Below are 23,357 nucleotides of genomic sequence, written 5' to 3' on the forward strand. Positions count from 1 at the left end.
ACCACCATGGATAGGGTCCTGCCATGAATCGTGAGGCGTTGGAGACTTGGCGGGGCCGGGTGCGGGGGTCTTTGCTGGGTGGGGCGATCGGGGACGCGCTGGGGGCTCCGGTGGAGTTCGAGAGCGGGCGGAAGATCCTCAAGAAGCACCCGCAGCTCTTGCGGACGTTCGTGACCGGAGACGCCGGTTGGCCACCCGGGACCGTCACCGACGACACTCAGATGACGCTGTTCACGATCGAAGGGCTGATTCGGGCCGGCGTCCGGTCGGATCGCGGCCTGGGACTGACGTTGGCTCCCGTCCACCACGCCTACGACCGCTGGCTGGACACCCAGCAGCGATCCGCGCCGAGTGGTGAGCGCGACGGCTGGCTGCAGGCGGAGCAGTGGCTGTACGCCCGCCGTGCCCCAGGTAACACCTGCCTTGGCGCACTGCGAGGAGCGCGTCAGGGCGGGCCACGGATCACGCAGTACGGCGTCCAGGCGGTGAACAGCTCGAAGGGCTGCGGCGGTGTGATGCGGGTGGCGCCGTTCGGGTTGATGCCAGCGAAGTTCAGCACCGAGTGGGTGTTCGATGCGGCGGCCGAGGCGGCGGGGTACACGCATGGTCATCCGACCGGGAAGTTGGCGTCCGGTGCCTTGGCCGCGATCATCCATCAGATCTGCGGTGGCGCCGAGCTGGATGCGGCGCTCGATACGGCCGCCGAGCTGTTGACTCGCCACGAAGGGCATGAGGAGACCAGTACGGCGCTCGCCGCGGCTCGGCGTGGGCCGGTGCGGTTGGAGGAATTGGGCGGGGGCTGGGTGGCTGAGGAGGCGTTGGCTATCGGGGTTTACGCGGCGCTCGTTTACCCGGGGCCGGAGCAGGTGCTGGATGCACTGGCGTTGGCGGTGACGCACAGCGGGGACAGTGACTCGACCGGAGCGATCTGCGGAAACATCCTGGGTGCCCTGCACCGCGAGGCGGCGTTACCTGCGGAGCTCGCGTGCGCAGTCGAGGGCCGTGCGGTGATTCTCCAGCTGGCTGATGACTTCGTGGAGGAGTTCAGCCGGACAGAGCCACACCCGGGGTTCGCGGCTCGCTACCCGAGCTCCTAGGGACTACTCCTTTGGGTCGATGCAGCGCCAGCTGATGCTGCCGGAGAGGCTGCCGGAGCCGCCGACCAGGCGGGGGAGGACTAGTTTGCCGGAGCCGTCGCGGTTGAGGTCGATCTTCGCGGTGCCGTCCTCGGCCTCGTAGGTCACGTCGTCGACGACGATCGAGCCGCTGGCCTCAGCGCCCTCGACGCCGGCGCCGTCACCTGGTTTGTCGGCGGTGAACGTGGCCTCGATCGCCTCGGTGCCGATGACCTTGTTGACCTTCGGCAGGCCGGGCTCGTCGGACTCCAGGGTGCTGGCTCCGTACTCCGGGCAGGTCGAATCGGGCAGGTTGGCATCGGGTATCTCGGCGTACACCCAGTTCGACCCTGTCACTGTGGTCGCCCCTGTCAGGTTGAAGGTCACGCACAGCGCCGGGACCGACTGCGCCGCGCACACCGCCGGCAACGGCCCGTTCCCCTGTGAAGGGCCGTTCGTGCCCGGTACGCCGGTGGTCCCCGGCACCGGCGTACCGGACGTCGCGGGGAGAGTCGCCGAACCGCTCGTCGGAGTGGGCGGTGTGGCCGGCAGGGCGGTCGTGTCTCCGCAGGCGGTCAGGATGGTGATCAGCAGGCCGAGCTCGAAGCCGGCCAGCAACATTGCTTTGATGCGCATCGGTCAGCCCGCCGCAGGCTTCTTCAGGTTCGGGCAGTTGGTCTGCATCCACGCGTTCAGCGCGGTGATCGCCTTGGCGTACTTGGCGATCTTCGCCTGGTCGGCCTCCGAGACCTTGCCGGCCGAGAGCTCCTCGTAGCCGGCGGCCACGTCCTGCATGGACGGTTTCAGGTCGGTCGGCGCCGCATCGACCAGGGCGGCGAACCGCTTGATCAGCTTCTCGCGGAACGCCGGGTCCTTCTGCGGCTGACTCCAGTTGCTGAGATCGAACCCGCCACCGTTCTCGATCGCCGCACAGAACCCCTCGGCCGACCCACCGCCGGCCTGTGCTTTGGGTGCGGAAGTGGTGGACTGCGTGGTCGGCTCCTTACCGGCGTCGGTCGAACCGGAGTCCGAGCAGCCGCTCAGTGTCAGAGCCAGGCCGGCCAGCACAGCCCCGGCCGCCAGATGGATACGTCGCAAGTTCATGAGAGGTGTCTCCCCCGGAAGGTGGTGTTCGCGTTCAACCACTCTCCGGGGGAGGCATCTCACCGATCTCTCACGACCATTTCACGCAGGTTGGATGGCCAACCGGTGGCTGAAGACGTTCCGCGGATCCCAGGTGGACTTGATCTGCTGCAGCCGCGGGTAGTTGCCCAGGTAGTACAGGTCGTGCCACGGCACGCCCGACTTGTTGTACGCCGGATCGGCCAGATCGACATCGGGGTAGTTGATGTAAGACCCGGCGTTGGTCGCGTTCGGCACCGGGACTCCCCCGGTCTCGCGGTAGAGATCGGCGTACGACTTCCGGGCCCAGGCCAGGTGCTTGGCGTCCTCGGACTCGTCGTTCCAGCTCATGGTCATCACCATCTTGGCCATCACGTCGCGCTGCGCGGTGGCGGTCGCGTCGGACTTGACCGTGTTCACCTTGCCGCCGTACGGGATGAGCAGGATCGAGGTCTCGGGGGCGGTGTTGGTCGCGTCGTTGAGCTGCGCGTGGATGGTCTCGATCTGCGCGTCGGTGTAGCCCTTGCGCAGGTAGCCGGCCTTCCACTTGTTGCGGGTCGTGTTCGGCCCGGCCGCGATCGAGCGCTGGATCGTGGTGACCAGGAACGGTCCGGCCGCACCGCCGTACACCTGCGGCTTCGGGTCGAGCCCGGCGAGCATCGCGTCGGTGAACGTCTTCAGCAGCCCGGCCGCGTTCGGGACCGAGGCGTCCAGCTGGTTCGACATCAGGAAGCCGCCGGTCGACGCCGTCGACAGGATGAACGGGCTGTACAAGGTCGCGTACGGCGAATCGGCGCTGTTGTTCTTCTCGAAGAAGTCGAAGAAGTTCCGCACCGCGCGGACGAACCCGGCCTTCCCGATCGTCTTCCAGTCGTAGACGATGACGTTCGACAGCAACTCGGAAGGGGCCTTGGGCAACGATTCCGACGGCTCTCGTCCGGTCGCACCGGCCGACCGCATCAGGTAGCGCGTGACCAGACCGAAGTTCCCGCCCCCACCGCCGGTGTGCGCCCACCACAGATCGCTGTGCGCGTTGTCCCGCGTCGCGACCACCGAGCGCGCCCGGCCGTGCTTGTCGACGACGACCACCTCGACGCCGTACAGGTGGTCGACCACCGACCCGTACTTGCGCGACAGCGGCCCGTACCCGCCCCCGGCGAAGTGACCGCCGACCCCGACACCGAGGCAACCGCCGGCCGGAAGCGTCACACCCCAGCCGTAGAACAGATCCTTGTAGACCTTCTCCAGCGTCGCGCCGACACCGATCGAGAAGGCCCGGTAGCGCTCGTCGAAGCTGACATCGTCGTACGTCGACATGTCGAGCAGCACCTGGACGTCGCTCGAGTCGACAAAGTCCTCGAAGCAGTGCCCGCCACTGCGAACCGCGATCCGCTTCCCGGCCCGAACCGCTTCCTGGACAGCCCGTACGGCGTCCTCGGTCGACCGGATCACCCGCGCGTACTCCGGCTTGGCGGTGAACCGCTTGTTCTGACCGCGCTGCGCCAGGTCGGCGTACCGCGCATCACCCGGCCGGATCTTCTCGCCGGCAGCAACGGTTCCAACGGCTGATGCGGTAGCAGCACTGGTTATCGGGACCGCGAGTCCGGCTCCGGTTGCGGCGGTGCCGGCCAGTAGTCCGCGGCGGCTGATTGGCATGTCGTTCTCCCCACTAGTTCGACTGGTTCGAACCTACGAAAACGCGGGGTTCGCTCACATCAGCCATCTGGTGGAGACGATGGGTCAGCTATCCGGCGTAGAGCCGCTCCAACGGACCCCCGACGAACACTCCGGCGAGCGCGCCGATCAGCATGAACGGGCCGAACGGCACCATCTGCTTGCGGGTCATCACCCTGGCCACGATCAGCACGATCCCAACCACCGCGCCGAGGAAGAACCCGCCGTACAGGCCGCTGGCGAACTCACCCCAGCCGAGCCACCCGAGCGCGATCCCGAGCAGCCCCGACAACCGCACATCGCCGAACCCGACCCCGCGCGGAAACGCGAACCACAGCAGGTAGAACACGCCGAACCCGATCACGCCCGCGATCGCGGCCCGCCGCAACGAGCCCCACTCCCCCGATGCCAGCGCCGCCGCAACCAGCGCCAGCCCGACCACGGCGTACGACGGCCAGATGATCGCCGACGGCAGATACCGCGTCCGCGCGTCGATGTAGCCGAGCACCGCGCCGGCCACCGCGAGCAGCAGCCAGGCGGCCAGCGCAGCGTCGGTGCCGAGTACCCAGCCGAGCAACCCGCCGGAGACGGCGGCCAGCCCACCACACCAGTACGACGCGCGCGGGCCGGCCAGGTCGGCGTACGGGATCTTGGTGTCGCCCTCTTCGAGGACCGGCTCAGGGATCCGTCGCATCAGCCACGGTCCGAGGACGAACGCCGCCGGCCCGCAGAGGACTACCCCAACCCCTGCAGCGAGCAACGCGTTGTCAGCCGGCACGATCCTGGAGCCTAGACCGCCTCCGGAACAGCGCAAAACCGCCGACGATCAGGAGGAGCGCGGCGACCAGTACGCCGATCGTGCTCCAGACCGGCTCGTTCCGGGTGATGTACTCGATCCGCTGATACGGCTCGTCGGTCGCCGCCTTGGCGAAAGTGAAGTCGGAGGTGATCTGCCCCGGCTCGCGATAGATGACCTCGAACGCGGTCAGGAAGTCCGCCGGGGCCGTCATCGCGGGGTCCTGCGCGCGACCGGCGTACAGGAGTGTCGGCTGGAGGCCCGCGACCGGCAGCACAGTCGGGTCGACGCGATGCGGGGCCGCGACGTACACGGTCACGGCCTGCGGGGTGGTCGCGCCTTTGCTCAACCGCATCGGGTAGACGATCTTGTCGGAGTCGAACGTCAGTCGCAGCGGCGGTGTCGAACCGCCCAGGCTCTCATCGGCCGACTTCGGAGCCAGCTTCACCGCGACGATCTCCCAGCCCTCGCTCACGTAGGGCTTCAGGTTGCCGCCAAGACTGTCCGGTACGACGTACCCGTTCGTGCGGAGCCAGTCGGTCACCGCGGTCCCGCTGCTGCCACCCAGGCGGGCGATCTCGAACGGGCCGAGCGTCATCTGCTCCCGCACGTTCACCCCACCGCCCGCCGCAGCACCGCCCGGGGCGCCGTCGCTCTCCAGCAGGTCGAGACCGCGGAACGGCCAGTACGTCGTATGCTCGACGACCCTCGGTGCCGTCACCTCGTCGAGCCGCGGGAACAGGTTGGTGTCCCCGAGCTCGAGTTTGGCCGGGTTCGGCACCGGCATGATCCAGGCGGCCTTCTTCGACGACCCGTTGATCGCCATCGAGAGCGTGATCTCCTCGACCCCGCGGTCGTCGTACCGGACCAGCGCCTTCTCACCCGACGCCCGGGCCCGCGATTCCAGACTCGGCAAGTAGCCGCCGCACGCGCACGCCCAAGCGGGCGTCACCCCGGCCGCCACGAATCCGAGCGCCAGCACTCCTGCAATCCCCCGCCACAACCTCATGGCGGGAGATTAGCTAAACGAAGGTGTACGGAGTGTGGAAAAAGCCTTGCGGGTCGTACTTCTTCTTCACAGCGCGCAACCGGGGCAGGCTGCTGCCGTAGTACGTGCCGACGCCGCGGCGGGCCTCGACGTAGTTTGCGTAGCCACCAGCCGAGAACGAGCGGACCGCGCCATGACCGTGATCGATGAACGTCTGCGCGGCCTTGAGCTGGGCCGACGACGGGTGCGCGGCCGTCCCGACGTACCACTGGATGACGCCGAGTGCGGACCGCCACGGCCAGGCCGCGCCACCGGCCGGCTGCTTGGCGGCCTGGCCGCCGAGCGGGTCGATGATCGCGGCGGCGGGCGTCTTGGCGCGCGCCGCGGACTTGACCGCACCGATCAGCGCGTTGATGGACGACGCGTTCATCGGTGCCCGCAGGACGTCGGAACCGGCGAGGAACCCGGTGCGCGGGCTGGTCGTGCCGCCGCCGAGGTACTTCACCGCCTCCATGTGCGTCTTGACGGTGATCGAGCGCGCGGTCGCCTTCGAGCCGACGAACGACTCGAGCTGCGCGGCAGCTGCGGCCGCGTTGCCGGTGGTCGAGATCCCGAGCACGTGGACCGACACGGTTCCGTTGCTCTTGGCATCGAGGTGCAGGTTGCCCCACGCCGTACTCGGGGCGTGCTGGATGAACTTCTGCCAGCCGGCGACGACAGCGGCGGCGCGAGCCTCCGGCCAGGTCAGCCGGAAGAAGCCGATCTTCGCGGCGGGGATCGTCGCGAACTGGAACGACGTGACGACGGCCAGATTGCCACCGCCACCACCGCGTAGCGCCCAGAACAGGTCCGGGTCGGACTTGGCATTGATGACGCGAGCCTTGCCGTCGGCGGTGACCACGCTCATCCCGACCACTCGGTCACAGGTCAGACCCCACGCGCGAGTGTGGATGCCCATTCCGCCGCCGAGGGTGAGTCCGGCGACACCGACGGTCGGGCAGGTGCCGGTCGGCAGCGAGCGACCATACCGGTCGAGGAACGCGTGGACGTCGTACAGGCGCGCGCCGGCGCCAACGGTCAGTACGCCGTTCTTCGCGTACGTCATCCCGCGCAACGGACCGACGTCGAGCTGGATGCCCTTGCTGATCACGGATGCGCCGACGTACGAGTGGCCGCCGCCCTTCGGCACCAGCACGAGCTTGTTGTCCCGGGCGAAGTTGATCGTGCTGATCACGTCGGCGGTCTTCGCGGCGCGGACGACCGCGGCCGGCTGCACCGAATCCCAGCGCGGGTTGAAGAGTTGGTGCGCAGCGGCGTACCCGGGCGTCGACGGCATGAAGAGCTTGCCGCCCTGGAGCGATCTGGACAGCCGGTTCCAGTTCGGTGCGGCAGCCATCGCTTGAGGAGCGGAGGCTACGGTCAGGGCGGCGACGGCGCCGCCTGCCTTCAGAACGGTACGGCGGTCAAGCTGGCTCACGATCGTTGAGCTCCTCACGTGCTGCGGCTCTCATGGCCGCCAGCGGTGCAGGCGACCTACCTGTCATCATCTCCACTTGGAGAGTCGCCTGGTGCACAAGGAGATCAAGCCCGTTCAACAGCTCTGTACCGATCCGGTGCGCCGCGATGGCGAGCTGGGTCGGCCATGGGTGGTAGGCCACGTCGAACACCACCGGGGCGACGTTCGCGAAATGGCCCGCCCATGGATCGATTGCTCCACCAGGCACTGTTGAGACGCACAGATCGAACCCTCCGGTTTGCTCGATCTGGGAAAAATCTGCAACCGAAGTCCGGAGTCCCAGTTCGGCGGCGAGGTCGAGCAGCCGTTCCGCCTTCGACCGGTCGCGGACGACGACGGTCACCTCGCTGACCTTCATACTGCGCAGAGCGGCCAGCGTCGACGCCGCCGTTGCTCCCCCACCAATCACGATGGCGGAGTCCGCGACCGTGATCCCGCGCTCGGCGAACGCATTCACCAGCCCCGGTACGTCGGTGTTGTACGCGGACCGCGATCCGTCCGCCTCGAACACCATCGTGTTCGCGGCACCGATCAGCTCCGCGACCGGGTCGACGGTATCCACGAGCTCGAGGGCGACCCGCTTCAACGGCATCGTCAGGGACAACCCCCGGACGTCATCACCCAGCGACGCGACGAACCCGCGCAACTCGTCCTCGGCCACCTCGAAGGCGTCGTACCGCCAGTCCAGCCCGAGCTCGGCGTACGCGGCCCGGTGCATGGCCGGCGACAACGAGTGCGCGATCGGCGACCCGAGCACGGCACAACGCGTCATGGGGTCAGCACCGGCCCTTGTTGGCCTTGCACCACGCTTGGAGCTTGGCCACGTTGGCCTGGTGCTCGGTCGAGGTGGTCGCGAAGGCGGTCTCACCGGTGTCCAGGTTGACCAGCGTGAAGTACATCCACGGGCCCTTGGCCGGGTTGATCGCGGCCCGCATCGTGTCCTTGGTCGGCGAACCGATCGGGCCCGGCGGCAGGTCCGCGTGCTTGTAGGTGTTGTACGGCGAGTCGATATCGCGCTGCTCGTCGGTCGTGAACACACCACCGGTACGGCCGACCGCGTAGTGCACGGTCGAGTCCATCTGCAGCTTCATCCCGGCCTGCAGCCGGTTGTAGATCACCCGGGCGACCTTCGCGTAGTCCTGCTTCCGGTTCGTCTCGCCCTGCACGATGCTTGCCACGATCAGCGCGCGGTACGGGTCCAGGTCCTTGGCCTGCGCGGTCTTCACGAAGTTCAGCGCGGCCGCGTTCTTCGCGTACTCCGCGGTCATCTGCTTGATCATCGAGGTCGCGGTCGCGCCCTTCGGCACGTCGTACGTGCCCGGGAACAGGAAGCCTTCGGCATTGCCATGCGCGTACGCCGGCAGTCCGAGCGTGGCCGGTTTGCCCATCGCGGCTGCCGCGGCGCCGGCCGGAAGCTTCAGCTTCGGGGCCTGCAGGATGCCGATCACCTCGGTCTTGGTCTTGCCGGCCGAGACGCTGAACCGCAGCACCTTGATCGACTCGTCCGTGTTCAGCATCAGCTCGAGCGCGGCCTTCGCGGACATGTGCTTGCGCAGCGTGTACGTCGCGGCCTGGATCTGCAGCGAGCGGCTGTCGTTGCGGGCCACCCGCTCGAACGCCTTGGCGCTCTTGACGACTTCCTTCTTCTCCAGGGTGTCCGCGATCGAGGAGTTGCTCTGGCCCTTGGTGATCTCGACCGTGACCACGCCGGTGCCTTCACCCTCGTAGTCGGGGGCGGCGAAGACCTTCTCCAGCGCGTCCTTGCCCTTGCCGAAGCCGACCACCGCGCCGCCGACCAGCGAGCCGACGACCAGCAGCGAGATGAGCACCGCGAAGCAGCCGAAACCTCTCCGGGCGCGCTGCTTGCGGCGGTTCTGGCGACGCTCGAGCCGGCTCTCCGGGCGCAGCCCCAGGTCCAGGTCGTCGTCGTCCACCGTCGGTCTCGTCACAAGGCCCTCCCCGGTGGGTTCCCGGTCTCCCGCTCGAGATCGAGCGCATGCTGCAGAATCACGACGGCCGCGGCCTGGTCGACCACGGCCCGGCGCTTGGCGCCCTTCTTCCCGCGTTCGCGCAGCACGCGTTCGGCGGTGACCGTGGTGAACCGCTCGTCCACCAGGCGCACCGCGAGCCCTGCGTTCCCCACCTGCACCAAGTCCTGCACCTGCTTCGCCGTCTCCCGGATCTTCACCGCGGCCGGTCCCTCGCCCCCGGACAGGGAGCGTGGCAGACCGATCACGATCTCGAACGCCTCCAGTTCGGCGGCGAGTGCCGCGATCCTACCCAGATCACCGGGCCCCCGGCGGATCGTCTCCACCGGGGTGGCCAGGATTCCGTGCGGATCGCTGCTGGCGACGCCGATCCGGGCGTCTCCGATATCCAGTGCGATCCGCACGCCCCGTCTCATTCGGGTGTCAGCCCGTGACCAGGTGGCCGACGGTGTGCTCGACAGCGGCCAGCGCGGCGTCGGCACCGGACGCGTCCGTGCCACCACCCTGGGCGACATCGGCCTTGCCGCCGCCCTTGCCGCCGAGCTTCTCGGCAGCGACACGAACCAGGTCACCGGCCGACAACCGCCACTCACGGGCGGTGTCGTTCAGCGCGATCACGATCCCGGGCTTGCCGTCGTTCACGCTCAGGACGGCCACGACGGCCGGCTTGTCCTCGCCCATCCGGCCACGAATGTCGAGGGCCAGCTTGCGCAGGTCCCCGCCGTTCACGCCGTCGGGAGCTCGGTGGCCGACGTACTGGACGCCGAAGACGTCCTTCGGGCTGCTCGCCAGCTCAGCCGCGGCCTGCAGGACCTGCGCAGCGCGGATCTGCTGGAGCTCCTTCTCCGCCGCCCGCAGCCGCTCGGCCAGATCGGCGACCTTCGCGGGCAGCTCCTCCGGACGGGCCTTCAGGTTCTCGCTGAGCAGCCGGACCAGTGCGCGCTCCTTGCCGAGGTAGCGCAGCGCCTCCATGCCGACGAAGGCCTCGACGCGACGCACACCGGCGCCGACCGAGGACTCGCTCGTGAGAGTCAGCGCGCCGACCTGCGACGAGTGCTTCACGTGCGTGCCACCGCAGAGCTCACGCGACCAGGGGCCGCCGATCTCCACGACCCGCACCTGCTCGTCGTACGTCTCGCCGAACAGTGCCAGCGCGCCCCACTCGCGGGCCTCCGGCAGGGTCATGTACTGCGCCGCGACCGGCAGGTCCTGTCGTACGGCGAGGTTCGCGACCTCTTCGATTTCGGAGCGAGTGGCCTGGTCCAGCGCGGACGACCACGCGAAGTCGAGTCGCAGGTAACCGGGCTTGTTGTACGAACCGCTCTGCAGCGCGTTCGGGCCGAGCACCTGGCGCAGCGCCGCGTGAACGACGTGCGTGCCGGAGTGCGCCTGGCAGGCCGAGACCCGCCACTCGTGGTCGACCTCGGCGTGCACATCGAGGCCCGGGCGCAGAACACCCTCGACAACCTCGACCTTGTGCACGATCAGGCCCTTGACCGGACGCTGGACGTCGAGCACCTTCAGCTTCACGCCGTCGGCCACAATCAGGCCCTCGTCGGCGATCTGGCCACCGGACTCGGCGTAGAACGGGGTCTTCTCCAGCACGACCTCGACGGTCTCGCCCTGCTCGGCCGCGTTAGCGACGACTCCGTCACGCAGCAGACCGCGGACCCGCGAGTCGGTGCTGAGCTCCTGGTAGCCGGTGAACTCGGTGACACCGGACTCGCGCAGCTCGCGGTACCCGGTGGTGTCCGCGTGGCCGGCCTTCTTGGCCCGTGCATCGGCCTTGGCCCGGTCGCGCTGTTCCTTCATCAGCGACCGGAAGCCCTCGGTGTCGACGTTCAGCCCCTGCTCGGCGGCCATCTCGACAGTCAGGTCGATCGGGAACCCGTAGGTGTCGTGCAGCTGGAACGCCTTCGCGCCCTCGAGCTGGTGCGCGCCACCGGCCTTGGTCTCCTTCACGGCCACGTCGAAGATCGTCGTACCGGCCGTGAGAGTGCGGCGGAACGCCTCCTCCTCGGCGTACGCGACCTGGCTGATCCGGCCGAAGTCGGCCTCCAGCTCCGGGTACGACTTCTTCATCTGCTGCAGGCTGACCGGCAGCAGCTCGACCAGGCTCGGGTCCTCGTAGCCCAGCAGGCGGACCGAGCGGATCGCGCGGCGCAGCAGCCGGCGCAGGACGTAACCACCCTGCTCGTTGCCCGGGGTGACGCCGTCGCCGATCAGCATCAGCGCGCTGCGGACGTGGTCGGCGATGACCCGGAACCGGACGTCGTCGACCTGGTCCACGCCGTACTTGCGGCCGGTCAGCTCCGAGGCCTGCTCGATGACCGGGAAGATCTCGTCGATCTCGTACATGTTGTCGACGCCCTGCAGCAGGTACGCGACGCGCTCCAGGCCGAGACCGGTGTCGATGTTCTTCTTCGGGAGCTCACCGAGGATCGGGTAGCCCTCCTTGCCGCCACCCTCACCGCGGATGTTCTGCATGAAGACCAGGTTCCAGAACTCCAGGTAGCGGTCGCCCGCCTCCCAGTCCCGGTCCGCGCCGAACTCCGGGCCGCGGTCGATCAGGATCTCCGAGCACGGGCCGCACGGGCCGGGGATGCCCATCGACCAGAAGTTGTCCTTCATCCCGAGCCGCACGATCCGGTCGTCGGGCAGGCCGGCGACCCGCTTCCAGATGTCGATCGCCTCGTCGTCCTCGTAGTACACCGAGGCGTACAGCTTGGACTCGTCGAAGCCGTAACCGCCGTCGGCCTGCGACTTGGTGACCAGCTCCCAGGCGTACTGGACCGCTTGCTCCTTGAAGTAGTCGCCGAAGGAGAAGTTGCCGTTCATCTGGAAGAACGTGCCGTGCCGGGTGGTCTTCCCGACCTCTTCGATGTCGAGCGTCCGGACGCACTTCTGGACACTGGTCGCGCGCGCGTACGGCGGCGTCTGCTGGCCGACGAAGTACGGCACGAACTGGGCCATGCCGGCCACGTTGAACAGCAGGTTCGGGTCCGGCGACGGCAACGGCGCACTCGGCACCACCGTGTGGCCGCGGTCCTCGAAGTAGCTCAGGAACCGCCGCCTGATCTCACTGGTTTCCATGGTGTTACCGGTAGTCCTCACGTTCGTCTTGTGCCGTCTCAATGCCGAGGGACTCGCGCAGCTCGGCCTCCCGCTCCGCCATGCCCTCACGGACCTGGTCACCGAAGTGCCGGACCGCGGCGGCGAGTTTGGCCGCCGACTCCTGCACAGCCTCGGGAGCGAGCACCTGCGCCCGCTTCTTCAACCGGGTCACCGCGTAGACACCCACGGCGATCCCGACGATCAGCCAGAAGATTCGCTTCACCGCTTCCGCGCCTTCCGCTCGGCCTTCATCTCGTCCTTCACCCGGCGGCTCACGTCCTTGCGCTGCTGCTCGCCGAGCGCCCGGCGCACGCCGTACGTGAACGCCGCCGCCTTCACCAGCGGCCCGCCCGCAGTCGCCGAGAACAGCGACACCAGCGCCGCCGCGTTCGTGGTCACCGTGGTCGCGTTGTCGGTGATCGTGTCCACCTTGGCCAGCTGCGCGTTCGTGGTCGCCACCGTCGTGGTCACCTCGCCGAGCAGCGGCACGCTGGAGTCGGAGACGCCCTTGACCATGATCCGGGTCTCGTCCAGCACCTTGCCCAGCTTCAGGATCGGATAGGCCAGCAGGCCCACCAGGATGAGCAGTGCGCAGGCCGCTATCAGCCCTGCGACTTCACCGACGCTCATGGAAAACGATCCACCTTCCGTTGCGACCTCGTGGACCGCACGACCCTATCGCGCGCCCCTACCGCACAACCGTCCAGGACACCATCCCCCACATAACAGTCCCCCACCAAACCGGGTCACCGTGTGGGTGACGGAGTGGTTGGAGTCGAGGTCGGGACCGGAGTGGGAGTGGGACTCGGGGAGGGAATTGGCGTGGGCGTCGTCGGTGTGGGCGTAGGGGTCGGGCTCGGCGTCGTGGGGGTCGGTGAGCTCGTTGTGGGACTCGGGGTTGGCGTCGCGGCGGTCGTGGACAGCGGTCGCGGAACGCGCTCGGGCGCGGCGGCCGTCGTACGGCGAACTGTCGGCGCCCAGGGTGGTTCCGGCGTACTGCGCGGCACCCACGGCTGAATCGGCCGGCCCACCGGGAGCGACGGCCGCACGCCCTGTCGCGACGGCGCCGACGTGCGCGCGATCGACGGCTGCCGGGCCTCCTGCCCGCTCTCCGGCTCGTTGCCCACGAACGGGACCACCAGCCAGCCACCGGTCGCAGCGACCGCCCCCGCGGCGATCACCCCCACCACCACCAGCGGCGACCGCCGCCGGTTGTGTCGTGGACCGGACTTCCGGGCATGCCGACCGAGGTTGAACACACAAAACCCTTCACCCCCAGGCCGTTTGCAGCCTAGCCAGCCCCTTCAACCCTTACCGTGGCGAGGTGGCGATCGAGTACACCTTCCAGCTCTGTACGCCGACGCCGGCCGAGGTGATCAGCCAGTTGCTGGTGCCGGAGGTCTGGCATCTGACCACGCACAAGACCGCGACCGGCCTGCGGATCACCGTGCATCCCGACAGCCGGCCAAGCTTGGTGCTCTGTGAGCCCGAGATCGGAGTCGGGTTCCGGCTCGACAAGGTCACCGATCCCGAGCCCCAGTACGCCGAGATCGCCCGGCACGTGATCGCCGTACTGACCGCGGAACCAGGCGACGCCGTACTGCAGCAGGACTTCGAACGGATCCTGCTGCTGCGTCGGGGTACTCAGTTGGTGGTCAGCGACTTGTTCTGGACGCCCGAACTGCTGCCGTGGTCGTTCGAGCGCCGGGCGTCGATGCCCTACCCGGAGGACTAGTCGAAGACGACCGTGAGCTCTTGGACGGTGTCGTCGGGTGCCCAGGTCACGTGCATGGTCCCGGTGCCGCCACCGGCCCACTGGAACTGACCGGTGTCGTTCAGCAGGGTCATGGTCTCGGCCGGCGGATTGGCGTTGTAGGCGGCGGCGATTGCGGTCCGGCCTTCGAAGGGGCCGGCCGGTACGCCGACGAACGTCATGCGGGCGTTGTCGGCGAAGCGGTCCGCGAAGGTGTCCCAGTCGCCGGTGGTGACGGCCTGGTTGAAGGCGGTGACGTGGTCTTCGAGACGGGTCATTTGCGGTTCCGGAGGATCTTGCGGATGGCCTCGACGCGGTCCGCGTACGCCGCTTCGCCGCCACGGCGGGTGGGCGTGTAGTAGTCGGTGCCGTCGATGACATCCGGTGCGTACTGCTGAGCGGAGACACCGCGCGGGTCGTTGTGCGAGTACTGGTACGACGCACCGTGGCCGATCTTCTTGGCACCGGCGTAATGCGCGTCGCGCAGATGCGACGGAACCGGACCGATCTTGCCGGCCTTCACGTCCGCGATCGCCGCGTCGACCGCGGTGATGACCGCGTTGGACTTAGGAGCCAGCGCCAGCGCCACAACCGCCTGCGCCAGGTTGATCCGCGCCTCCGGCATACCGATCAGCTGTACGGCGTCCGCCGCAGCAACCGCGACACCGAGGGCCGTCGGATCGCCCATGCCGATGTCCTCACTGGCCGAGATCACCAGCCGACGGGCGATGAACCGCGGATCCTCACCGGCCACGATCATCCGCGCCAGGTAGTGCATCGCAGCATCCACGTCCGAGCCACGAATCGACTTGATCAACGCCGAAGCCACGTCGTAGTGCTGATCCCCCGCCCGGTCATACCGCACCGCAGCCTGATCAACCGCAGTTTCCAACGTCACAAGATCGATGGTGGATGGAATGGTGGGTGGAGAGTCGTCGCCAGCAGTCGCAGCGGCCTTGGCGCGGGCCCCACCAGCCGCTGCCTCGAGGTAGGTGAGGGCGCGGCGCGCGTCTCCGCCGGCCATCCGCAGGAGGTGGTCACGGGCGTCGGGCGCCAGCGTGAACTCTCCGGCCAGGCCGCGCTCGTCGGCGAGGGCTCGGTCCAGCAGCACGGAGATGTCGTCGTCCGTGAGCGACTCGAGGGTGAGGAGGAGAGAGCGGGACAACAGGGGTGAGATGACCGAGAAGAACGGGTTCTCGGTGGTGGCGGCTACCAGGGTGACCCAGCGGTTCTCGACGCCGGGGAGCAGCGCGTCCTGCTGGGCTTTCGTGAAGCGGTGGACCTCGTCGATGAACAGCACGGTCTCGACAGCACCGCCCGGCCGCGCGAGGTCCCGCCGCGCCCCGTCGATCACCTGGCGGACGTCCTTCACACCCGCAGTCACCGCCGACAGCTCGACGAACTTCCGGTTCGTCTGGTGCGAGACGACGGCTGCGATCGTGGTCTTCCCGGTCCCAGGCGGACCCCACAGCAGCAGCGACATCGGCTGGTCGCCCTCCACCAACCGTCGCAACGGCGACCCCGGTGCCAGCAGATGCTGCTGCCCCACCAACTCGTCCAGACTCCGCGGCCGCATCCGCACAGCCAGTGGCGCCGCCGTGTGATCCACGTCGGCCAAGCTCCCGCCACCCCGAGCAGGCGCAGGAGCTCCCGGCAGATCGAACAAACCCTCACTCACAAGGTGAGAGCCTACCTACCTCTACGGACAGTTATTTCTTGCTGTCCTTCACATCGTCCTCGTCGTCCGAGTCATCCGCCTCGCGGAGCTCCTCGGGCAGGTCGGCGTCGTCGACGTCACGCAGCTCCTCCGGGAGTTCGTCCTCGTCGAACTTCTCCGGGAGGATCTCCTCGGCCTCGGCACCCGACTGGGGGCGGATGGCGTTGCGGAGGCGGCCGAGGATTCGGTCGGCTTCGGTACCGAAGGGGTTGTCGTTGACGAGGTAGGTCCAGGTGGCGGTGGGGCGCGGTACGCCGGAGGCTGCTTCGTCGAGGCCGGCGTCGGTGATGGAGGCCTCGGCGAAGGTTTCGGCGGCGTCCTTCCAGGCGTCGGCGATCAGGGTGTCGAAGGACGCGATCGCGGACTTGTTGAACTCGTCGATCGGCTTCATGTGCACGATGCCGCCGGCCAGCGAGCGCAGGTGGATACCTTCGCGGAGGTCGGCCAGGTAGGCGAGGTGGTCGGTCCAGCGGCGGTCGAGGTGGTGCAGGGCGATCCGCCGGGCGGCGTCCTTCACCTTGTCCTCGCCGTGCTCCTCGACCAGTTCGTCGTACTTCTCCTTGACCCGCTCGGACAGCTCGGTCGCGGCCAGGTCCTCGGTGAGCACCTCTTCGCGGGTGGCGAGCAGGATCGAGCGCTGCTGACCGGTGAGCCGGTGGTACTGCCACGTCGTACGGTGCAGCTCGGCATTGGCACCATCCGCGACCCGCTGAGCGTGGTCCAGCATGCCGATCGACTTGCGGTCGGTCAGCCGCCCGGCCTTGTCCGGGTGCGGGCGCAGGCCGGACGAAACGGAGTACCGGACGACGAGCTCGTCGCCGAGGCTGGCGAAGAACAGCGAGCCACCGGGGTCACCCTGGCGGCCGGCGCGACCGCGCAGCTGGTCGTCGAGGCGGCGGGAGGCGTGCAGGCCGGTGCCGATCACGTACAGGCCGCCGAGCTCGATGGCCTTGTCCTTGTCGTGCGTCTCGTCCTTGCCGCCGAGGCGGATGTCGGTACCGCGGCCGGCCATCTGGGTGGAGACCGTCACCGTGCCGGGGACACCGGCCTCGGCGATGATGGCCGCTTCCTCGGCGTCGTTCTTCGCGTTCAGGACGACGTGCGGGATCTCGGCGGCCTCGAGCCGGTCGCTGAGCTGCTCGGACTCCTCGACGCTGTGGGTGCCGATCAGGATCGGGCGGCCGGTCTCGTGCACCTCGGCGATGTGCTCGACCAGGGCGACGTTCTTCTGCTCGACGGTCAGGTACAGCCGGTCGATGTCGTCCTTGCGGACGTTCGGCTTGTTCGGCGGTACGACGGCCACCTCGACGTCGTAGAACTCCTGAAGCGACTCGCCGACCACAACCGCCGTACCGGTCATGCCGCAGAGCGACTTGTAGCCCTTGATCAGGGCCTGCACGGTGATGCTGTCCAGGATCTCGCCGGAGTCGCTGACCGGGACGGCTTCCTTCGCCTCCACGGCGGCCTGCAGACCGTCGGGCCAGCGCTGCAGCTTGGCGATCCGGCCGCGGTTGTTGTTGATCAGGCTGACCTTGCCGTCGCGGACCAGGTAGTCGACGTCCTTGCGCAGCAGCACCTCGGCGTGCAGCGCGACGTTGATCTGGGTCAGCCGGTCGAGGTTCTCGTCGTCGTACAGGTTGACGCTCGGCGGCGCAGCCTCCACCTCGACCTTGTCCTCGGCGTCCTTGTCCTCAGCGTCCGCGTCGGTCTCGTCAACGTCATCGGAGGCGTCGGCCACGTCTTCGGTGGCGTCGGCCTCCGGTACGGCGATGCGCTCGCCGAAGGCTTTCTCGACCTTGTCGGTCCCGCGGTCGGTCAGTGCGACCGTCCGGCCGTCGCCGTCGATCTCGTAGTCGACCCCGGCGCGCAGCGTGCGGACGATCTGTACGACGTCGTCGTCCAGCTCCTCGGTCCGGGTCGCACCGGCGAGCACCAGCGGCACGCGGGCCTCGTCGATCAGCACCGAGTCGGCCTCGTCGACCAGCGCCACGTCGGGCTCGGTCGTGACCCGCTCGGACACGTCGTTGACGAGCCGGTCCCGCAGTACGTCGAAGCCGACCTCGCTGACCGGCACGTAGCAAACCTCAGCCTGGTACGCCGTCCGCCGCTCCTCCGGAGTGGAGGCCTGGCCGACGTGCGACACGGTCACCCCGAGCAGCTCGTAGACCGGCGCCATCCACTCCGCGTCACGGCGGGCCAGGTAGTCGTTGACCGCGAGCACATGCACCTTGCGGCCGCCGACCGCGTACCCGGCCGCGGCGAACGCACCGGCGAGCGTCTTGCCCTCACCGGTCGCCATCTCGACGACACGGCCCTGCAGCATCGCCAGCGCGCCGACGATCTGGCCGTCGAACGCCGACTCACCCAGCGTGCGCCGAGCCGCGTCCCGGGCCAGTGCCAGGAACTCGATCTGCTCGTCCTCGTGCAGCCCGCCGGTGGTCCGGAGCTCACTGACGGACTCGGTGAGCTCCTCGTCGGTCAGCGGCTCGACAGACTCCTCCGCCTCGAGAACCAGCTGCGAGAGCCGCTCGTAAGGGCCGAGGTCGATCGATCCGGGGCGCTGCAGCAGCCGGCGAAAGCGCGAGGTGATTTTCAGAGCCATAATGACGGCAACGTACAGCCTGACCGTGTCGTTCCGAGACTCAGGTCAGCGTGTCTCGTCCCGTGCCGTAGCGAGCAGGTGCTCGGCGGAGTGCCTCGGTGTGCTGGAGACGAGGTGGCGATGCGGAGCATCGTGGGCTTGGCTCCAGTGCGGCGAGGTGCCCGCCGAGTGCCGCGCAGTAGGCACGGGGCGAGACACGCTGGCCTAAGTCAGCGTGTCTCGGGGCTCCACTCGTACGGCGTGGTGGTGGTGACGCCGTACAGGCCCAGTTTCTGCAGGATCGGGCGGGAGTCGTCGGACGCGTCAACGCGGAGGAATTCGTACCCGCGTTCCTTGGCCAGCCGCGCCCGGTGCACCAGCAGCGAGCTGTAGAGGCCCTTGCGCCGCCACTCGGGTAGCGTGCCGCCACCCCACAGGCTGGCGAAGCCCGTGCCCGGGTGGAACCGGATCCAGGCCGCCGACGCGACCGGGCCGTCAGCACCGCGCAGTGCGTCCTCGACCAGGAACACCGACAACCGCTCCGGGAACATCCGCGCCTCGGCCGCCAGCCGCTCCTCGACGCCGGTCAGGCCGTTGTGCCACAACGAGTCCATCAGTACGGCGATCCGGTGGAAGTCCTCCGGCCCGTCGGCCTCCCGCAGTACCGCCTTCGACGGCAGGGCGGACGGCCGCTCGAGGATCCGGTCGACCTCGCCCAGGATCAACGTCTCGGGATCGTCCGGAGTGAACCCCGCACTGACCAGCCGCTCACCAAGGTCGGCCGGTTCGTCGTACGCGTAGGTCTTCCACTCGAACGACAGCCCGCGCTCGCGGAAGAACGCCAGCTCGCCGGCGATGACGGCGTCCGGATCGTCGCCCAGCCCGCGCGGGGTCTCGACAAAACCCGCGCCTTCCGGACCCTCGACGTACGAGCGATGCACGAGGCCGTCGTGCTCGACCTTCCAGCCGGGAATGGTGTCCGCGTCCGGCAGCCGGATGCGGCGGTGGAACACGTCGAGCAGTTCGTCAGGCGTCATATTCGCAGTCAACCAATCCCGCCCAGCTGGCGTCCAACGAGTATGTCCTGAGAGGGGGACCATCATGAACATCAACCGCATCCCCATCAAGACGATCGTCGCCGCGCTAGCGGTAGCCGCAATCCCTGCGGTCGCCCTGGCTGCTCCCGGCTCGTCCCCCGCCCCTCAGACCTCCGCCACGACCACCGCAACCTGCCCGTCCGGCTGGGGATCGCTGCCCGAAGCGAACGCCCGGATGGTCCAGTCACCGGCAACAGGCGTCCGCACCGGACGGCATGCCTGCTTCGACCGGCTGGTCGTCGATCTCCAAGGCCGAGCTCCTGGGTACGACGTTCGCTACGTCAGCAACGTCACCCAGGACGGCTCGGGCTTCGTCGTCCCGCTACGCGGCGGCGCGAAGCTGCAGATCATCGTCCGGGCGCCGTCGGGCAAACCGTTCAAGGCCCCGGACGTCCGCGGCTACGACACGTTCCGGCAGGTCGCGTACGCCGGAAGCTTCGAAGGCCAGACGACTGTCGGGCTCGGTGTCCGCGCCCGGCTGCCTTTCCGGGTCACGACGTTGACCGGACCGGGTTCGAGCAGCCGCCTGGTGGTGGACGTCGCCCACCACTGGTGAATGTCTAGTTCTCAAGTAGTGATATAGCACTTTGGGAACTCTTCGGAGCTGACAAGATACGGGATGTGACTACACTCCGTAAGGTTCTTGTCCTGGCGGCCGTTCCCGCCGTGACTCTCTCAACGGTGCTCGCCGGACCGGCGGCGGGCACAGTGCAGCAGCAACCGGTCGACGTCGCCCTGGAGTGGTACGACGTCACGGCGGACACGATCGCCGCGGCCGGTGCGCCGACGCAGGTGACCAACAACCGCACGTGGGCGATCGGCTGGCTCGCCGCCAGTCGCGCGCTGCTGCGGCCGGCCGCACCGTCGTACCGCGAAGCTGCACTGGCCAGCGCAGTCCACGAAACCCTGGTGACGCTGGTGCCTGCACGCAAGGCCGAGCTGGACCAGGCACTGGCCACCACACTGGCCCGGGTGCCGGATGGCGCCGACGAGACCAATGGTGTTGCGGCCGGACGCCAGCAGGCTAAGGCTGTGCTGGCCTCCCGCGTCAACGACGGTCTGGACCCAGCGTCGGTCAACGCACCGTTCACACCGCCGTCTACCGATGCCGGCGTCTGGCGGCCGACACCGTCGAAGTACGCACCGGGGACGCAGTACGGGAACCGGTTGGCCAAGCCGTTCCTGCTGAAGTCAGTCAGCCAGTTCCGTCCCGGACCGCCGCCGGCACTCGGTAGCCCGCGGTACAACCGGGACCTGGCTGAAGTGCGCGCTGACGGAGCTCTCAACAGCACGACCCGGACGCAGGCTCAGACCGACACAGCGCAGTTCTGGTACGGATCGTCGTACGTGCTCTACACCGCGCCTCTACGAGTCGCGGTGGCAGAGGCGGCGCGTCGGCCGCTGGCAGAGCGGGCCAAGCTGGTTGCACTGTTCCATGTCGCCTCGGTGGACACGCAGATCGCCACCTCGGACACCAAGTACAGCTACCAGCGCTGGCGCCCGGTCACCGCGTTGCGTGCGACAGTCGACGCAGACTGGACGCCCCTGCACGAGACACCGGCACACCCGGACTACCCGAGCGGTCACGCCACCTACTCCGGTGCGGCCGAGCAGGTGCTGACCACACTGGTCGGAGCACAGACAGCCAAGCCGTACACGATCGGCAGTCCGACTGCACCAGGCGTGACTCGCACCTACTCGGGCTGGCATCAGCTCACGGCGGAGAACGTCGACGCGCGCGTCTGGTCCGGCATCCACACGCGGACCGCTGACACTGTCGGCGCGACTCTGGGCCGACAGGTCGCAGCCAACGCTCTCCACAACGCCCACAAGCTGTTCCGCTAGTTAGGGCAGCACGCGGTTCATCAGGTCGAAGAACGCGTTGGCCAGCACCAGTTCGTACCTGTCATCGAGCAGGCCGGCCAGCTCGGCAATGTCGGACGGCGTCCAGTTCCAGGCGTTGATACCGCCGGAGATGAACAACGGCTTGGCGCCGTCCCACTTAGCCACCTGAGCGTCCAGGGCGGTCTTGTACTCGCCTGCCTTGCCCGGTGCACCCCACTGGCCGGCAATCGGCAGACCGCCCTGGCGGACCGCGAGCAGGTCGCCGTCCCAGGTCTGCATGATGCCCTTCAGCGGTGTGTACTTCGCGAACCCGGCGGCGATCTCCTCCGAGAGCACGACCCACTTGTCGTTCTCACGGTGGCTGTACGAGTACACCTGATCCATGCCGGTACGGCGCAGTTGTGAGCCGGTCAGCTTGAGGAACTGGGTGAACTCGCTCGGCACCCATGAACCGGGGTAGGTATAGCCCGCACCGGACGGTCCACAGACGAGCAGGTCGTTGGCCGTCGCAGTCCGCTGGAAGTGACTGAACAGTCCCGGGCCGGTCTCCAGCAGCATCGGACTGATCGTCCAGTTCGCCGGAGCCTCGCCACGCTTCGGGTCGTCCCACAGATCGCGCATGTGGCGCTGGCAGTACTGGATGTTGTCACCCTCGCCGAAGGTCAAGGTCAGATAGACCTTGTTCTTCTGCTTGGTGATCCGCCGGACCGGACGGACCTTCTCCGAGATCGGTGCGGTGAAGCCGGCATGCACAGTCCCGTTCATGTAGAAGTCCGCCGCGATCACCGGCGTACCGCCCTTGGACGCGAGGTCGACACCGTCCCACTCACCGGCGACGTCGTTCGCGAACCAGCCCATGTACGGCGCGAGTGTCGGCCACTTGGCGAAGTGTTCGATCAGCAGCTCGCCCGTCGCACCACTCGGCGGTAGCCAGCTCACCAGGGCCTTGGTGGCCACCACGTAGTCGCGGAAGTACGCGAACGGTTCGATCCGCGTGGGCGCGGTGTCGGTGATCGACACCAGGTACTGGTTCCACATCGTCACGGTCACCACGAGGGACGTCGTACCGGCTGGTGGGTCGAAGGCGTAGATGTAGTAGCCGCCACCGTCACTGAAGCGGTTGGCCTCGCCGCCGATGCTGGAGTTCGCGCCGTCGAAGAGGTACTGCTCCTCCTCCGGAGTGTTCGGCTTGAAGTGCGCGATCTCGACGCCGTTCGCCTTCACCCAAACCTCGGAGACCGACGGCCCCCAGCCGTCATCACCGAACGAGTCCTGGAACCGGACGTACACCTTGCCCTTGCCGAGCTTGGCCGACACGTCGAGGTCGTAGTTGCCGCGGTTGGACGAGTCCCGGATCTGGCGCGTCTCGCGAGCGATCTCCTGCCACTGCACATTCTCGACCGCGACCACCCGGGTCGGCGGCAATCCGGCGAGCAGCTTGTGCGTAACCCGCGGGAACAGTTTGTCGAGCTGCCACCGGTACGTCTTCACCCGGTCGTCGTCGAACTTCCCGCGCAGGTCCTTCACGATCTTCAGCCCGTGCGCCTTGGCCTGATCGGCGTTGGCGACAACGGAATCCTCGAGGCCGGCCAGCGTGGTCGCCACGTTGAGCGAGTCCGGTACGGCGGGGTCGTAGACGATCGCACCGCGAACCCGATGCCGGTACTTCGCCACCAGGTCGAGCGGGTTCTGGTACGCCGTCGTCGGCAGGCGCATGTCGGTCAGCCACTTGGTGTCCGGCGTGCTCTGGGTGCCGGTGTCGTAGAGGAAGTACAACTCGGGCCGGGCGCGGTTGACGATGCCTTGCAACGTTGTCAGCAAGGTCTGGTCCTGACCGCTGAGTTTGCTAGCGTCGCCGTAATGCAGGTGCTGTGGGCGGTTGAAGGCCGGCAGCAGCCGGGCGGGGCTGCCGGACGTCGATGAAGCAGCCTGTGCAGTCGTGGTGAGCCCCGGGACCAGCCCGATACCCCCTGCCGTCACCGCACCGCTGCCCGCCAGGAACGTTCGTCTCGAGACCATCGTGACCACTCCCCTGTCGCTGACATCGATGT

The 23,357-nt window shown here is 68.1% G+C and carries 22 protein-coding genes; 5 read left to right on the top strand and 17 right to left on the bottom strand.

Annotated elements, in window-relative coordinates; genetic code table 11:
- Window positions 1-23 precede the first annotated feature (23 nt).
- Complete coding sequence (locus tag ACFTSF_RS22540) at window positions 24-1,097, top strand: ADP-ribosylglycohydrolase family protein (protein WP_380155653.1); 1,074 nt, start codon at window positions 24-26, stop codon at window positions 1,095-1,097.
- 3 nt (window positions 1,098-1,100) lie between these two features.
- Here ACFTSF_RS22540 and ACFTSF_RS22545 read toward each other — a convergent pair whose 3' ends face one another.
- From ACFTSF_RS22545 to ACFTSF_RS22600, 12 genes are all read right to left on the bottom strand, one after another.
- Entirely contained in the window at window positions 1,101-1,751 is a 651-nt protein-coding gene (locus ACFTSF_RS22545; protein WP_380155654.1) for a hypothetical protein, read from the bottom strand.
- A gap of 3 nt (window positions 1,752-1,754) precedes the next feature.
- Window positions 1,755-2,219, bottom strand: coding sequence for a hypothetical protein (locus ACFTSF_RS22550; protein WP_380155655.1), 465 nt, complete (start codon window positions 2,217-2,219; stop codon window positions 1,755-1,757).
- Between the two features lie 81 nt (window positions 2,220-2,300).
- Window positions 2,301-3,893 carry an FAD-binding protein gene (locus ACFTSF_RS22555; RefSeq protein ID WP_380155656.1) on the bottom strand — a complete coding sequence of 531 codons (1,593 nt, stop codon included), beginning with the start codon at window positions 3,891-3,893 and terminating at the stop codon, window positions 2,301-2,303.
- Window positions 3,894-3,981: 88 nt separating this feature from the next.
- Window positions 3,982-4,689: a prepilin peptidase gene (locus tag ACFTSF_RS22560; RefSeq protein ID WP_380155657.1), complete on the bottom strand. Its 708-nt coding sequence runs from the start codon at window positions 4,687-4,689 to the stop codon at window positions 3,982-3,984.
- Window positions 4,679-5,716 carry a DUF2330 domain-containing protein gene (locus ACFTSF_RS22565; protein WP_380155658.1) on the bottom strand — a complete coding sequence of 346 codons (1,038 nt, stop codon included), beginning with the start codon at window positions 5,714-5,716 and terminating at the stop codon, window positions 4,679-4,681. The genes ACFTSF_RS22560 and ACFTSF_RS22565 overlap by 11 nt, the downstream gene beginning before the upstream one ends.
- 13 nt (window positions 5,717-5,729) lie before the next feature.
- A complete protein-coding gene (locus ACFTSF_RS22570; protein ID WP_380155659.1) occupies window positions 5,730-7,172 on the bottom strand; it encodes an FAD-binding oxidoreductase in 1,443 nt (480 codons plus the stop codon).
- The gene (locus tag ACFTSF_RS22575) at window positions 7,159-7,983 is read right to left on the bottom strand and encodes a shikimate dehydrogenase (RefSeq protein ID WP_344146384.1); all 825 of its coding nucleotides are present in this window, start codon (window positions 7,981-7,983) and stop codon (window positions 7,159-7,161) included. Before ACFTSF_RS22575 ends, ACFTSF_RS22570 begins: the two co-directional genes overlap by 14 nt.
- Window positions 7,984-7,987: 4 nt before the next feature.
- Window positions 7,988-9,160 (bottom strand): endolytic transglycosylase MltG, encoded by a 1,173-nt coding sequence (gene mltG, locus ACFTSF_RS22580; RefSeq protein ID WP_344146387.1) that lies wholly within the window; start codon window positions 9,158-9,160, stop codon window positions 7,988-7,990.
- On the bottom strand, window positions 9,157-9,603 hold the full coding sequence (gene ruvX / locus ACFTSF_RS22585) for a Holliday junction resolvase RuvX (RefSeq protein WP_344146390.1): 447 nt from the start codon (window positions 9,601-9,603) through the stop codon (window positions 9,157-9,159). The genes mltG and ruvX overlap by 4 nt, the downstream gene beginning before the upstream one ends.
- Before the next feature lie 19 nt (window positions 9,604-9,622).
- Window positions 9,623-12,292 carry an alanine--tRNA ligase gene (gene alaS / locus ACFTSF_RS22590; protein ID WP_380155660.1) on the bottom strand — a complete coding sequence of 890 codons (2,670 nt, stop codon included), beginning with the start codon at window positions 12,290-12,292 and terminating at the stop codon, window positions 9,623-9,625.
- A 4-nt stretch (window positions 12,293-12,296) separates the two neighbouring features.
- Window positions 12,297-12,536: a DUF6167 family protein gene (locus tag ACFTSF_RS22595; protein ID WP_344146396.1), complete on the bottom strand. Its 240-nt coding sequence runs from the start codon at window positions 12,534-12,536 to the stop codon at window positions 12,297-12,299.
- Window positions 12,533-12,943: a DUF948 domain-containing protein gene (locus tag ACFTSF_RS22600; protein ID WP_132402025.1), complete on the bottom strand. Its 411-nt coding sequence runs from the start codon at window positions 12,941-12,943 to the stop codon at window positions 12,533-12,535. The genes ACFTSF_RS22595 and ACFTSF_RS22600 overlap by 4 nt, the downstream gene beginning before the upstream one ends.
- Window positions 12,944-13,135: 192 nt before the next feature.
- On the opposite strand from ACFTSF_RS22600, the gene ACFTSF_RS22605 reads away from it, so the two are divergent.
- Window positions 13,136-13,330, top strand: a complete 195-nt coding sequence (locus ACFTSF_RS22605) for a hypothetical protein (RefSeq protein WP_380155661.1) — start codon at window positions 13,136-13,138, stop codon at window positions 13,328-13,330.
- 307 nt (window positions 13,331-13,637) lie between these two features.
- A complete protein-coding gene (locus ACFTSF_RS22610) occupies window positions 13,638-14,048 on the top strand; it encodes a SitI3 family protein (protein ID WP_380155662.1) in 411 nt (136 codons plus the stop codon).
- Here the strand turns inward: ACFTSF_RS22610 and ACFTSF_RS22615 are convergent.
- From ACFTSF_RS22615 to ACFTSF_RS22630, 4 genes are all read right to left on the bottom strand, one after another.
- Window positions 14,045-14,344: a nuclear transport factor 2 family protein gene (locus ACFTSF_RS22615; RefSeq protein WP_380155663.1), complete on the bottom strand. Its 300-nt coding sequence runs from the start codon at window positions 14,342-14,344 to the stop codon at window positions 14,045-14,047. The genes ACFTSF_RS22610 and ACFTSF_RS22615 overlap by 4 nt on opposite strands.
- Window positions 14,341-15,744 (bottom strand): replication-associated recombination protein A, encoded by a 1,404-nt coding sequence (locus tag ACFTSF_RS22620; protein ID WP_380155664.1) that lies wholly within the window; start codon window positions 15,742-15,744, stop codon window positions 14,341-14,343. Before ACFTSF_RS22620 ends, ACFTSF_RS22615 begins: the two co-directional genes overlap by 4 nt.
- A gap of 31 nt (window positions 15,745-15,775) precedes the next feature.
- Entirely contained in the window at window positions 15,776-18,385 is a 2,610-nt protein-coding gene (locus ACFTSF_RS22625; protein ID WP_380155665.1) for an accessory Sec system translocase SecA2, read from the bottom strand.
- 209 nt (window positions 18,386-18,594) lie between these two features.
- On the bottom strand, window positions 18,595-19,401 hold the full coding sequence (locus tag ACFTSF_RS22630; protein WP_344146413.1) for a GNAT family N-acetyltransferase: 807 nt from the start codon (window positions 19,399-19,401) through the stop codon (window positions 18,595-18,597).
- A gap of 64 nt (window positions 19,402-19,465) precedes the next feature.
- On the opposite strand from ACFTSF_RS22630, the gene ACFTSF_RS22635 reads away from it, so the two are divergent.
- Window positions 19,466-20,017: a hypothetical protein gene (locus tag ACFTSF_RS22635; protein WP_380155666.1), complete on the top strand. Its 552-nt coding sequence runs from the start codon at window positions 19,466-19,468 to the stop codon at window positions 20,015-20,017.
- 65 nt (window positions 20,018-20,082) lie between these two features.
- Window positions 20,083-21,306 (top strand): vanadium-dependent haloperoxidase, encoded by a 1,224-nt coding sequence (locus ACFTSF_RS22640; protein ID WP_380155667.1) that lies wholly within the window; start codon window positions 20,083-20,085, stop codon window positions 21,304-21,306.
- On the opposite strand, the gene ACFTSF_RS22645 is transcribed toward ACFTSF_RS22640, so the two are convergent.
- Window positions 21,307-23,325 carry a GxGYxYP domain-containing protein gene (locus tag ACFTSF_RS22645; protein WP_380155668.1) on the bottom strand — a complete coding sequence of 673 codons (2,019 nt, stop codon included), beginning with the start codon at window positions 23,323-23,325 and terminating at the stop codon, window positions 21,307-21,309.
- Window positions 23,326-23,357 lie beyond the last annotated feature (32 nt).

The organism is Kribbella sp. NPDC056951 (assembly GCF_042674205.1).
GTDB lineage: Bacteria > Actinomycetota > Actinomycetes > Propionibacteriales > Kribbellaceae > Kribbella > Kribbella yunnanensis.

What these genes read in the sequence shown, in the direction of transcription:
- ACFTSF_RS22540 (WP_380155653.1), top strand. Translation starts at nt 24, where the DNA reads ATGAATCGTGAGGCGTTGGAGACTTGGCGGGGCCGGGTGCGGGGGTCT.
- ACFTSF_RS22545 (WP_380155654.1), bottom strand. Translation starts at nt 1,751, where the DNA reads ATGCGCATCAAAGCAATGTTGCTGGCCGGCTTCGAGCTCGGCCTGCTG.
- ACFTSF_RS22550 (WP_380155655.1), bottom strand. Translation starts at nt 2,219, where the DNA reads ATGAACTTGCGACGTATCCATCTGGCGGCCGGGGCTGTGCTGGCCGGC.
- ACFTSF_RS22555 (WP_380155656.1), bottom strand. Translation starts at nt 3,893, where the DNA reads ATGCCAATCAGCCGCCGCGGACTACTGGCCGGCACCGCCGCAACCGGA.
- ACFTSF_RS22565 (WP_380155658.1), bottom strand. Translation starts at nt 5,716, where the DNA reads ATGAGGTTGTGGCGGGGGATTGCAGGAGTGCTGGCGCTCGGATTCGTG.
- ACFTSF_RS22575 (WP_344146384.1), bottom strand. Translation starts at nt 7,983, where the DNA reads ATGACGCGTTGTGCCGTGCTCGGGTCGCCGATCGCGCACTCGTTGTCG.
- alaS (WP_380155660.1), bottom strand. Translation starts at nt 12,292, where the DNA reads ATGGAAACCAGTGAGATCAGGCGGCGGTTCCTGAGCTACTTCGAGGAC.
- ACFTSF_RS22600 (WP_132402025.1), bottom strand. Translation starts at nt 12,943, where the DNA reads ATGAGCGTCGGTGAAGTCGCAGGGCTGATAGCGGCCTGCGCACTGCTC.
- ACFTSF_RS22615 (WP_380155663.1), bottom strand. Translation starts at nt 14,344, where the DNA reads ATGACCCGTCTCGAAGACCACGTCACCGCCTTCAACCAGGCCGTCACC.
- ACFTSF_RS22625 (WP_380155665.1), bottom strand. Translation starts at nt 18,385, where the DNA reads ATGGCTCTGAAAATCACCTCGCGCTTTCGCCGGCTGCTGCAGCGCCCC.
- ACFTSF_RS22630 (WP_344146413.1), bottom strand. Translation starts at nt 19,401, where the DNA reads ATGACGCCTGACGAACTGCTCGACGTGTTCCACCGCCGCATCCGGCTG.
- ACFTSF_RS22635 (WP_380155666.1), top strand. Translation starts at nt 19,466, where the DNA reads ATGAACATCAACCGCATCCCCATCAAGACGATCGTCGCCGCGCTAGCG.
- ACFTSF_RS22645 (WP_380155668.1), bottom strand. Translation starts at nt 23,325, where the DNA reads ATGGTCTCGAGACGAACGTTCCTGGCGGGCAGCGGTGCGGTGACGGCA.